We start from the raw sequence: 11,933 nt of genomic DNA, 5'->3' as shown, positions 1-11,933 counted from the left end.
CCCCCGCCCTCGCCCCCGTCCGCACGACCCGCCCCCTCGTGCCCCCGCACGACCTCGTCCCGCCGCCCGGAGGCACCGCATGATCCTCACCGTCACCGCGAACCCCTCGCTCGACCGCACGATCGAGCTGCCGGGCGCGCTGCAGCGCGGGTCGGTGCAGCGCTCGGTGAGCACCACAGACGAGCCCGGCGGCAAGGGCGTCAACGTCTCGCGGGCCCTCGCCGCGTCCGGCGCCGAGACCGTGGCCCTGCTGCCCGGCGCGCTCGACGACCCGGTCCTCGCCGCCCTCCGCGAGCGCGGCGTGCCGACCGTCAACCTGCCGATCGCCCAGCGGCTCCGGGCCAACGTCACCCTGACCGAGCCCGACGGGACGACGACGAAGGTCAACGAGCTCGGCCCCGACCTCGGCGCCCACGTCGACGAGCTCACCGCCCTCGTGGTCGAGCACGCGGCGCTCGCCTCGTGGCTGGTGCTCGCCGGGTCGCTGCCCCCCGGCCTGCCGACGACCTGGTTGGCCGACGTCGTCCGAGCCGTGCGCGCCTCCTGCGGTGACGCCGCCCCGCGCATCGCGGTCGACTCGTCGGGCGAACCGTTCGCGGCGCTGATCGCCTCGGGCGTCGGCATCGACCTCGTCAAGCCCAACGCCGACGAACTCGCCGAGATCGTCGGCGGCGACCCCGTGGCGTACGAGGCCGACCCGGCCTCGGCCGTCGCCGGGGCCCGCCGCCTGCGCGAGCTCGGCGTCGAGACCGTGCTGCTCACCCTCGGCAGCGCGGGCGCCCTGTTGATCGACGACGAGGGGTCGTGGTTCGCCGCCGCCCCCGTCATCACCGCCCTGAGCACGGTGGGCGCCGGCGACTCGTCGCTGTCGGGCTACCTGCTCGCCGAGACGGCCGGCGCCCCCGCCCCGGCCCGCCTCGCCCAGGCCGTCGCGTCCGGGGCCGCCGCCGCGGCCCTGCCCGGCAGCATCGTCCCCCGCCTCGACCAGACCTTCCCTGACGACATCGACGTCGTCCCGGTGGCCCCCGCGGCCGTCGGGCACCTCTGAGCAGCGTCGCCCAACCCCAAGGAGCAGAACAGCATGTCATCCCTCATCAGCACCGACCTCGTCGGTCTCGACGAAGACCTGGGCGGCACGTCGACCGACGTCATCCGCGCCCTGGCGGCGCGCGTCGCGGCCTCGGGCCGCGCCGGCTCGGCCGACTCGCTCGCCGACGACGCCATCAAGCGCGAGGCGTCGGTCGGCACGGGCGTCCCCGGCGGCATCGCGATCCCCCACGCCCGGTCGGCCTCTGTGACCGAGCCGACGCTCGCCTTCTCGCGCCTCGCGCGGACGGTCGGCTTCGGCGCCCCCGACGGCGACGCCGACATCGTCTTCATGATCGCGGTGCCCGAGGGCGCCGACGGCGACCACATGACGGTGCTCTCGACCCTCGCCCGGGCGCTCATCCGCGACGACTTCACCGCCGCGCTGCGGGCCGCGAGGACGCCCGCCGACATCGTCGAGCTCGTCGACGACGAGGTCAGCGGCGAGGTCGCCGAGACGCGCGGCGCCACCGCGACCTCCGCGTCCGGCGCGAACGGCGCCTCCTCGGCCGACGGCGGCGCCCGCCGCCCGAAGCTCGTCGGCGTCACCGCCTGCCCCACCGGCATCGCCCACACCTTCATGGCCGCCGACGCCCTGGTCGCCGCCGCCAAGCGCCTCGGCGCCGACCTGCAGATCGAACCGCAGGGCTCTGGCACGGTCACCCCCCTCGACCCGACCGTCATCGCCGAGGCCGACGCCGTCATCTTCGCCGTCGACGTCGACGTGCGCGACCAGGGTCGCTTCGCCGGCAAGCCCGTCGTCCGCGGCCCGGTCAAGCGCGGCGTCGACGCCCCCGACGCCATGGTCAAGGAGGCGCTGGCCGCCGCGAACGACCCGAACGCCGCCCGCGTGGGCGGCACGGCCGCCGGAGCCGTCGCCGGCTCGACCGCCGAGAGGCAGGGCCTCGGCTCGTCGCTCAAGCGCTGGCTGCTGACCGGCGTCTCGTACATGATCCCGTTCGTCGCCGGTGGCGGCCTGCTGCTCGCCCTGGGCTTCCTGCTCTCGGGCTACGAGATCGCGGGCAACGCCGCGACCGTGCTCACCGACTACTCGCTCTTCAACCTGCCGCCCGAGGGCCTGATGTACTTCCTCGGTGCCGCGGCGTTCCAGATCGGCAACCTGTCCATGGGCTTCCTGGTGGCCGCCCTGGCCGGTTACATCGCCTACGCCATCGCCGACCGACCCGGCATCGCGCCCGGTTTCGTCGCCGGTGCCGTCGCCGTCTTCATGGGGGCCGGCTTCATCGGCGGCCTCGTCGGCGGTCTGCTGGCCGGCTTCGCCGCCTACTGGATCGGCAAGCCCGAGGTGCCCCGCTGGCTGCGCGGCCTGATGCCCGTCGTGATCATCCCGCTGTTCGCGTCGATCTTCGCCTCGGGTCTGCTGGTGCTCGTGCTCGGTGGCCCGATCGCGGCCCTGACGGTCGCCCTGACCGACTTCCTGAACGGCCTGAGCGGCACCGGCGCGATCGTGCTCGGCGTCATCCTCGGCCTGATGATGTGCATCGACCTCGGCGGCCCGGTCAACAAGGTCGCGTACTCGTTCGCCGTCGCCGGCCTCTCGGCGGGCTCGCTCTCCGACAACCCGGCCCCGCTGATGATCATGGCCGCCGTCATGGGCGCCGGCATGGTCCCGCCGCTGGCGATGGCCCTCGCCTCGACCGTCCTGTACCGCAAGGGCTTCTCGCAGGTCGAGCGCTCCAACGGCACGGCCGCCTGGCTGCTCGGCGCCTCGTTCATCTCGGAAGGTGCGATCCCCTTCGCCGCCGCCGACCCGCTGCGCGTGATCCCCGCCAGCATGGTCGGAGGCGCGGTGACCGGAGCCATCTCGATGGCCGCGGGCGTCACGTCGCAGGCACCCCACGGCGGCATCTTCGTGTTCTTCGCGATCGGCAACCTGGGCATGTGGGCGCTGGCGATCGTCGCCGGCACCGTGGTGAGCGCGCTGGTGCTCGTCGTTCTGAAGAAGTTCGTCCGCCGCGGTGCGGTGGCCGGGGCCGACGCGTCGGCCGAGGCCGCCGAGGCCGGCTCGGTCGTCGGACAGCGCAGCCCCGTCGCCGCGTAGTCGACGCGACCACACGAGGAGGCGCGCTCCGGGGAGACCCGGAGCGCGCCTCCTCGTCGTCACCGGACCGCGGACGGACGGCCGCGTCCTCTACCCTGGCGTGAGCAACCGATTGGACCCCACGCCGTGACCGACATGAGCCTGAGGCTCCCCACCACCCATTTCCGCGCCGTGTTCGACCTGGGCCCCCGCCCGGCGGCGCAGACGCCGCTGCCGACGGCGCTCGGCAAGCCGAACCTGTACGCCGAGTACGACGACGACGACCTGATCACGGCGCTCTACGTCGGCTACGAGACCGGGCAGGTGCACCTCGAGACCACGCCGTCCGGCGAGGTCGAGCACCACTTCCACCTCGCGAACGGCGACGACAGCGACCTCAGCCCGTTCGGCGTGGCCGACACGCGCGTGCTCGTCGAGTGGTCGACCCGGCTGATCGTCGACCTGCACCGGCGCATGCCCGACCTGCTCGACGAGGTCGACGAGGCCGCCGCCTGGCACGACGCCGGCTTCGACCTCTACGTCTGCGAGGTCGAGGAGCCCCGCAAGCTCGACCTGGTCGAGGTCGACATCGAGGGCGAGCTGCTGACCCTGCCGTGGCTCGGCTCGGGCGCCGTCGAACACGACCACATCGAGGGCGACGACCACCCGATCGCGCTCAGCTGGACGCCGCAGGGGGCGTCCGACGGCGTGCCGATCGCCGAGGCCTGGCTCGACCCGCGAACCGACCAGCCCGTCACGAAGGCCCTGCCGGGCGTCGACTGGGACGCCGTCGGCTGGGGGCGCGACGAGGTGCTGCCCTGGCTCGAGGCGATCTACATGAACCACCACGTGCTGCCCGACGCCGCCGGCACGATCCTTACCGGCGTGCTCGAACGGCTGGGCGGCATCGACGGCACCGACTAGGTCGGGCCGGTCGCGTCCACACCGCGTCCCGTGCACCACGCCGCGTCTCGACGCGGTGCTGTGCACGGGACGCGGTGCGACACCGGCCTCGAGGCGAGCCCGAAGGCGTCAGGGTGTGCGGGGACCGCCGAGCGTGTCGCTCGGTCGCTCGCCGAACTCGCGGGCGTAGCGCTCCGAGAACCGGCCGAGGTGGGCGAAGCCCCAGCGGCGGGCGACCGCGCCGACCGTCTCGCCCGGGCGCCCCTCGAGGGCGGCGAGCTCGTCGTGCGCCCGCTGCAGCCGCACGCCCCGCAGGTGCGCGGTGGGCGTGTGGCCGAGCTGCTGCCGGAACGTGCTCTGCAGCACCCGGGCGCTGACGCCGACGGCCTCGGCGACGTCGACCGCGCTGATCGGCCGGTCGGCGTGGGCGTGGATGTACTCGACGGCGGCGTCGAGCCGGGAGCGCCGGACCGAGCGCGCCGGGCCGGCACCCGTCCCCGACGCCGCACCCGCGCCTCCCGGGCCGCCGGCGGGCTCGGCGAAGGCGTCGAGCAGGGTGTCGGCGGCGAGGGCCGTGGCGTCGGCCACCGAGAGCGCGATGGCCGCGGCCGGGCCGAGCAGCGCCTCGGCGAGCGTCGCGGTCGCCTTCCGCCACGCGACGCGCCGGTCGCCGCGGAGCACGAGGTCGTGCCGCAGCCGGAGCGGTGCCGGGTCGCGCCCGTCGCGCACCGAGGCGTACCAGACCAGCCAGCGACGGTCGAGGTGCAACAGGTTCAGCCGGTAGGCGGCGTAGTCGAAGGTGAACTCGCGGTCGGACGGGAATGCGAAGGGCTCGCCGCTGCGCACGCCGACCTCGGCACGACCGACGTCGACGACTCCCCCGCCGGTCGAGAACCAGGCGGCGACGTAGTCGTCGGGCGGCCGCACCGTGCCCCGCAGGGACGCCCCGAACCGGCAGCTCACGAGCGACACCGGACCGGAGCCCACGGCGACGTGCTGCCACGAGAAGTCGTCGCCCGGGCGGCCGGGTTCGAGGTCGTGGCCCTCGTAGCCCAACTCGAAGGCCCGGACCGCCGTCTCGGGCCGGACTCCCCCGACCCGGAACCCGGCGGGAGGCGCGGCGTCGACGGTCATGCCGTCATCGTCGCGTGGGGCGGGGCGCCCGTCCAGCCCGGTTCGCATCCGGGCCAGCGTCGCGCGGTGCCAGGATGGCGGGATGAGCGACTCGCCCGCACCGCGCCTCCTGACGCTGTTGGTCCTCGACGTCACCGACGAGACCCGTGACGACCCCGCCTTCGAGCGCGAGCTCGACGACCTGTCGACCTCGGTCGTCGCCGCGGCCGGACGGGTCGGCTTCGCGGTGCGGCGGGTGCCGGCGAACCGGCTCGGCGACGTGCGCGCCGCCCTGGCCGAGGCCGACGCGGTGCTCGTCACCGGCGGCGAGGACGTCGACCCGAGCCACTACGGCGGCCCCGCCGACTACCCCGGCCGCGGCCAGACCTTCGCCGAGGCCGACCGGGTGCAGCTCGACGTCGTGCGCGGGTCCGTGGAGGCGCGGCTGCCGCTGGTCGGCATCTGTCGCGGCATGCAGGTGGTCGACGTCGCGCTCGGCGGCGACCTCGTGCAGCACCTCGAGCACCCCGGCCACGTGAACCCCGACAGCGTCGAGGACAGCATGGTCGACCACCCCGTCCGCCTCGCCGACGACAGCACGCTCGCGTCGGTGCTCGGCACGACGTCGCTGGTCGTGCGCAGCTCGCACCACCAGGCGGTGGGCCGGCTGGGCGACGGGCTGCGGGCCGTCGCGTGGGCCGACGACGGCACGGTCGAGGCGGTCGAGCACGACTCCGCGCCGGTGTGGTGCGTCCAGTGGCACCCGGAGGACCGCGGGGCGACCGGCACGGTGCTGACCGACCTGCTCGTCGCGGCACGCGACGCCGCGCTCGCGCGGGACGCTGCGCGCGCGTGACGCTCGGCAGAGCTGTTCCCGGCCGCCGATGGTGCTGAACATGTCGACGAACGGCCAGGTCTCACGGGCTCTTTCGCAGTAGGTCCTCGGCCGACCCCTGGCGCATGGTGACGATCACCACACCTCGCCACCGGCCTCTGAGCACCAGCTCATTCCAGGGCGCGAAAGACCCTGGCGCGTTCGCCCTGCGGGACAGGGTCCGACCTACGCCGCGTCACGCCTTTCCTCAGCGACGAAGAACCGCTCGGCAAAGTGATCCCAAACGGCCAGGAAGTCGACAGATGGGTTCATGACCCACTGGCGCTCCAGGCCAGTCCAGAACGACATCAGTTCCCGAGCCGCCAGCGCCCCGTCCCGCTTCCAGCTGAGGAACTGCTCGAGGTTCGCGTAGTTGGACACCTCGCGGTCGGCGAAGTACGCGTGGGCTGGGTGGGCCGGGTCGACCGCCTCGGCGCCGAGCACGACGTAGAGCCGCACCAACTCACGACGCTCGAGGTTCCGGACGACGACGTTCCGCAGTACGGCTGCCACAGCTTCGGGACTCGAGCCCCCCTGCGACACCGGGGTGTCCATCGTGTCCACCTCGTCTCGGCGCGCGAGGACGGCCGCGAGAAGGGCCTGCATCGATGGAAAGTGGTGAAGGACCGAGGGCCCCTTGATCCCGCACGCAGAAGCCACGTCCGTCAGCGACACGGCATTGAATCCCGCCCGCGAGATCAAGCGAGTGGCCTCATCGATGATCTGGCGTCGCCGAACTTCAGGCGCCAGGCGGACTTGTGGCTTCTTCGCTCGCGTCGTGACGACAGGCATGAGGCTCCCTACTGGACAAGCTCGGACTCCGACTGTAATCTACCGATCGCTAGACACAATCTAGCGGCCACTAGGTAAGAGCCGTCCGAGACAGACTCCGGAGAATCTATCTTTCTCATCGCACTCTCCATAGCTTGTTTCATCACAATGAGGTCATGAAATGTCGGATGTCCCCAACTCATCCCCTTCCAACTCGGCTGCAGCCTTCGAGGTAGCTTCCGAGGAAATCGGTGCAGCCGTTGCTGCCACCGAGGCACCCGGAGGACCAGACCGTCTTCCCAAAAAGCAGATCGTGCTGGCCCTGCTGGCTCAGCTCACGCTCTACATCGCGTTCGTCGCCCCCTCGTCGTTCTCTCTCGCGGTGCGCATCCAGGCACTGGCTCCGGACGCTCGGAACACGGCCCTTGCCTTCGCGATCGGCATCCCCTGCACCATCGTCATCTTCCTGACGCCGCTCGTCGGAGTCCTCAGCGACAGGACGCGATCCAAACTTGGCCGCCGACGGCCGTGGCTCCTGCTCGGAGTCCTCACCGGCATGGTGGGCGCTGCCATCATCGGGTTCCTTCCGAACCTCGGGGCCCTCATCACGGGCTGGACCATCGCCTACATCGGCTACACGATCACGGCAGTCATGATCCTGGCCTTCTTCGGTGATCGCCTGCCCGAGAACCAGCGTGGCCGCGTGGCCGGCATCAACGGCACCCTCACCTACATCGGCCCGATCGTCGGCATCACCCTGGCAAGCCAACTGACGGAGATGCCGGCTCTGATGTTCCTGATCCCCGGCGTCCTCGCGCTCCTCGGTGGACTCGTCTTCGTCGTCACCATGAAGGACGTTCCCGTGACGACCCCCCGTTCCGCCGTCCGGGCGAGCGAGATCTTCCAGGGGTTCTGGTTCAACCCGAGGAAGTACTCCAACCTCGGTTGGGTGTGGCTGAGCAAAGCGCTCGTCTTCCTCTCCCTCGCGTTCACGTCCATCTACGGCGTGTACCTCCTGACCTCTCGCGTTCAGCTCTCGGCAGCCGAGGTCGGAGGCATCGTGGCCCTTGCCGGAACTGCGGGTGTGGGCGTCTCGATCCTGGGCGCGCTCGGGTCCGGATGGCTCTCGGACAAGCTGGGGACGCGCAAACCGTTCCTCTGGACCAGCGCCATCGTGATCGGCATCGCTGCGGTGGTCACGGGCACCAGCACCGGCGTACCGCAGTACATCTTGGGCGGCATCATCCTGTCGTTCGCCGTCGGTGTCTACGGCGCCGTCGACCAGGCCGTGCAACTCGACGTCCTTCCCCAAGAGGAGGACCAGAACGGACGATTCCTCTCCACCCTGGGACTCGCGAACCAGATCCCCCAGGCCGTCGGCCCCTTCCTCGCCGGCGCCATCATCGCCGTCGCGGCGGGGAACTACTCGTCCGTGTACTACGTGGCCGGGGCCTCCGCCGTCCTCGGCGGTCTCGCGATCCTGCCCATCAGCCTCGGCAAGCGCGCCAACGAGTCGACCACCAGCATCAAGACGCCCAGTTGACCCGAGACGACGGCCCTGTCCCCGATCCTAGAAAGACGACGATGACCGACTTCCCCACGACGTTCCTCTGGGGCGCTTCGACCGCCCCGCACCAGATCGAAGGCAACAACGTCAACAGTGACTGGTGGTTCTATGAACAGGTCATGCCGCACTTCGGACCCAGCGGCGACGCCGTCGACAGCTACCACCGCTACCGCGAGGACATGACCCTCTTGGCCGACGCCGGCCTCACCACGTACCGGTTCGGCATCGAATGGGCGCGGGTGGAGCCGCTGCCTGGCCAGTTCTCGCGCGCGGCCCTCGACCACTACCGCCGCATGATCGATACAGCCCTCGAGCTCGGCCTCACACCGGTCGTGACCCTCCACCACTTCACCGCGCCGAAGTGGTTCGTCGAGGAAGGCGGCTGGATGGGCGACGACGCCATCCATCGGTTCAGCTCCTACGTGACCGAGGTGACCAAGATCCTCGACGGGGTCGAATGGGTCTGCACCATCAACGAGCCCAACATGCTGGGGCTCATGGTCCTCATGTCGGCGGCCATCAACCCGGACGCCAACGCCGGCTTCGCCACCCCCACGGTGCAGCAGGACCAGGGGGTCGTCATCCCGCCGCCTTCGCCGGTGGTCGGGCAGCGGCTCGTCGAGGCACACCGTGCCGCTCGGAGCATCTTGAAGACGAAGACACGTGCGCAGGTCGGCTGGACCGTGGCCCTGATGGGACTCTGGGCCACCAAGGAGAACGCCGACCACCTCGAATCGGAGCGCTCGGTGCGTGAGGACCTGTACCTCGAGGGAGCCCGGGGCGATGACTTCATCGGTGTCCAGGCGTACTCGACCCGAGAAGTCGACCAGAACGGTCTCGTCACCGCCGCGCCCAGCCCGAACAACACCCTCACGGGTGATGCTTTCCGCCCCGAGGCACTGGGGATCGCCATCCGCCGGGCCCACGAGATGACCGGTCTCCCGATCCTCGTCACGGAGAACGGCATCGCGACGGCAGACGACGAGCAGCGCATCGCCTACACCACGGGTGCACTCCAGGGGCTCCTCCGCACCCTCCACGACGGAATCGACGTACGCGGATACCTCCACTGGAGCGCTCTGGACAACTTCGAGTGGGGCCACTGGGAGCCGACATTCGGTCTCATCGGGGTCGACCGCAGCGACTTCTCCCGGCACCCGAAACCGAGCCTGGCCTGGCTCGGCGACATCTCCCGCACCAACGGCGCATCCCTTCCCGCCGACAGCTGAACGAGCCGACCTCCAGCAGACACGACCAGTTCTCCGACACCGAAAGATCCGCATGACACCCCACCCGTATCAGGACCCATCCCTCGACACATCCGCTCGCGTCGAGGACCTCTTGGGCCGGATGTCCCTGGAGGACAAGGCGGGACAGCTCAGCCAGTACTTCTACCTCGGCGCCGTGGGTGATGTGCCGGAGGACTTCGACTACGAGTCCCTGCCTCCGGAACACCAGGCGTTCGCCCGCCAACCAGCGGTGCTGAAGGCGGCGATCGCCAGCGGCGGGACCGGATCGGTCTTGTTCGTCACGGACCCGGCCACGACAAATGAACTCCAGCGATCGGCTGTCGAGCAGTCTCCACACGGCATCCCGCTGCTGTTCGGCTTCGACGTCATCCACGGGCTCCGGACGATCTTCCCGGCCTCGATCGGCATGGCTGCATCCTGGGACCCGGAGCTGGTGCGCGCCACACAGGCAGTGGCAGCACGCGAGGCCCGCGCGGTCGGCATCCGATGGACCTTTGCCCCGATGGTCGACATCGCCCGCGATCCGCGATGGGGCCGCATCATCGAGGGCGCCGGCGAGGACCCGTTCCTGGGATCGGCGATCGCCGCAGCCCACGTCCGCGGATTCCAAGGCAATTTCGGGCCCGAGAACATCCTCGCGGGCCCGAAGCACTTCGCCGGATACGGAGCAGCTCGAGGCGGCCGCGACTACGACGACGTGGAGATCTCCGACAACGAACTGTGGAACGTCTACCTGCCACCCTTCACGGCGGCGATCAACGCCGGGGCCAGCACCATCATGAGCGCCTACATGGATCTCAGCGGCGTCCCGGCGAGCGGCAACCATCACCTGCTCACCGACATCCTCCGCGACGAGCTCGGCTTCGACGGGTTCGTCGTGTCCGACAACAACGCCGTCAAGTCGCTCGTCACGCAGCACTTCGCATCGTCCTCGCCCGACGCCGCTGCCCGGGCAGTGACGGCTGGGCTGGACATGGAGATGTGCCTGACCGAACCCGCCTTCGCTTCCCTGCCCGAGGCCGTGGCAGAGGGGCTCATTCAAGAGGATCGGATCGACGCTGCCGTTCGCCGTGTCCTCACGGCGAAGTTCCGCCTGGGACTCTTCGAGGCCCCCTACGTCGACGAGACCGCAGCTCCCGGCGTCCTGGCCGACGCGTCACACCGGGACCTCGCGCGCACGTCAGCCGAGCGGTCCATCGTCCTCCTGAAGAACGACGGCGTCCTCCCCCTCCGGGATACGAACGCGAAGTCGATCGCGGTCATCGGTCAACTGGCGGACAGCAAGCGCGACACTCTTGGCCCGTGGGTCTTCGATCACGACACAGATGACACGGTCACCATCCTCGAGGGCATCACATCGCGCCTCCCTGACGGCGCGAACGTGCTCTTCGCGCCGGGGGCTGGCGTTCCGGCGAGGACATTCCCGTCCATGTTCGATGCGATGGACGCCACCGTCGTCGGCACGCCAGCGGATCACGACGACGATGTCGAGATCGATCGCGCCGTCGCGATCGCCGCCGAGGCGGAGGTCGCAATCGTCGTCGTGGGTGAGCGGCAGAACCAGATCGGCGAGAACGCGTCCCGGTCCACGCTCGACCTGCCCGGCCGGCAGCTCGAACAACTGCAACGGATCGTCGCTACCGGCACCCCGGTCATCGTCCTGGTGATGTCCGGCCGACCGCTCGATCTCCGGTGGGCGGACGAGCACGCGGCCGCCATCGCCGAGGTCTGGTACCCCGGCAGCCGTGGTGGCCATGCCGTCGCGTCCGTCCTGTTCGGCGACGTGTCCCCAGCGGCCAGACTCCCCTTCTCGTGGCCGCGTCACGTCGGACACGTCCCCCTCGTGTACTCACACCTCCGGACCTTCCAGCCCGAGAACCAGGGCACGCGCTACTGGGACGAAGAGTCCACCCCGCTCTACCCTTTCGGTCACGGCCTCAGCTACAGCACCTTCAGCTACCACGACCTCGGACTCGATCGGCCCGTCATCGAACGTGGTGAGACCGTCACCGTCTCACTCGATGTGACCAACGACTCCGACCATGCTGGCGACGACGTCGTGCAGCTCTACATCCACCAGCGACACGGGGCATCCTCTCGGCCCGTCAAAGAGCTGAAGGGGTTCCAACGCGTGAGCTTCGCGCCCAAGGAAACCAAGACCGTCACCTTCACACTCGGACCCGACGAGCTCCGTCACTGGAGTGCCGCCACCGGCGGCTGGACACAGGACCGCACCCACATCGATATCTGGGTCGGCGGCTCCTCCGCCGACACCGACCTCTCGACCATCCTCGTCGTCTCCTGAGCCCGCGACACGACCACCACCGC

The 11,933-nt window shown here is 70.5% G+C and carries 9 protein-coding genes; 7 read left to right on the top strand and 2 right to left on the bottom strand.

Going from position 1 to position 11,933, the window contains the following annotated elements:
• Nucleotides 1–79: 79 nt before the first annotated feature.
• The 3 genes from AC3CCI_RS10385 (at nucleotide 80) to AC3CCI_RS10375 (ending at nucleotide 4,051) form a co-directional block, all read left to right on the top strand.
• Nucleotides 80–1,048, top strand: coding sequence for a 1-phosphofructokinase family hexose kinase (locus tag AC3CCI_RS10385; protein WP_488627136.1), 969 nt, complete (start codon nucleotides 80–82; stop codon nucleotides 1,046–1,048).
• A gap of 33 nt (nucleotides 1,049–1,081) precedes the next feature.
• Entirely contained in the window at nucleotides 1,082–3,148 is a 2,067-nt protein-coding gene (locus AC3CCI_RS10380; protein WP_488627135.1) for a PTS fructose transporter subunit IIABC, read from the top strand.
• Nucleotides 3,149–3,274: 126 nt separating this feature from the next.
• On the top strand, nucleotides 3,275–4,051 hold the full coding sequence (locus AC3CCI_RS10375; RefSeq protein WP_488627134.1) for a hypothetical protein: 777 nt from the start codon (nucleotides 3,275–3,277) through the stop codon (nucleotides 4,049–4,051).
• A 108-nt stretch (nucleotides 4,052–4,159) separates the two neighbouring features.
• On the opposite strand, the gene AC3CCI_RS10370 is transcribed toward AC3CCI_RS10375, so the two are convergent.
• On the bottom strand, nucleotides 4,160–5,164 hold the full coding sequence (locus AC3CCI_RS10370; RefSeq protein ID WP_488627133.1) for a helix-turn-helix transcriptional regulator: 1,005 nt from the start codon (nucleotides 5,162–5,164) through the stop codon (nucleotides 4,160–4,162).
• Nucleotides 5,165–5,246: 82 nt separating this feature from the next.
• Here AC3CCI_RS10370 and AC3CCI_RS10365 point away from each other — a divergent pair, with 82 nt between their 5' ends.
• Entirely contained in the window at nucleotides 5,247–5,999 is a 753-nt protein-coding gene (locus AC3CCI_RS10365; protein WP_488627132.1) for a gamma-glutamyl-gamma-aminobutyrate hydrolase family protein, read from the top strand.
• A 204-nt stretch (nucleotides 6,000–6,203) separates the two neighbouring features.
• Here the strand turns inward: AC3CCI_RS10365 and AC3CCI_RS10360 are convergent, their stop codons facing one another.
• Nucleotides 6,204–6,809, bottom strand: coding sequence for a TetR/AcrR family transcriptional regulator (locus AC3CCI_RS10360; protein WP_354595628.1), 606 nt, complete (start codon nucleotides 6,807–6,809; stop codon nucleotides 6,204–6,206).
• Between the two features lie 292 nt (nucleotides 6,810–7,101).
• Between AC3CCI_RS10360 and AC3CCI_RS10355 the strand changes: the two genes are divergently transcribed.
• The 3 genes from AC3CCI_RS10355 to AC3CCI_RS10345 are packed head-to-tail and all read left to right on the top strand — an operon-like array spanning nucleotide 7,102 to nucleotide 11,910.
• The gene (locus tag AC3CCI_RS10355; RefSeq protein WP_354595629.1) at nucleotides 7,102–8,331 is read left to right on the top strand and encodes an MFS transporter; all 1,230 of its coding nucleotides are present in this window, start codon (nucleotides 7,102–7,104) and stop codon (nucleotides 8,329–8,331) included.
• 41 nt (nucleotides 8,332–8,372) lie between these two features.
• On the top strand, nucleotides 8,373–9,584 hold the full coding sequence (locus AC3CCI_RS10350; protein ID WP_354595630.1) for a family 1 glycosylhydrolase: 1,212 nt from the start codon (nucleotides 8,373–8,375) through the stop codon (nucleotides 9,582–9,584).
• Between the two features lie 52 nt (nucleotides 9,585–9,636).
• On the top strand, nucleotides 9,637–11,910 hold the full coding sequence (locus AC3CCI_RS10345) for a glycoside hydrolase family 3 N-terminal domain-containing protein (RefSeq protein ID WP_488627131.1): 2,274 nt from the start codon (nucleotides 9,637–9,639) through the stop codon (nucleotides 11,908–11,910).
• Nucleotides 11,911–11,933 lie beyond the last annotated feature (23 nt).

This window comes from Frigoribacterium sp. CF331 (assembly GCF_057787905.1).
Note: the sequence above shows the minus strand (reverse complement) of the source record. Positions and strands in the feature narration are given on the sequence as shown.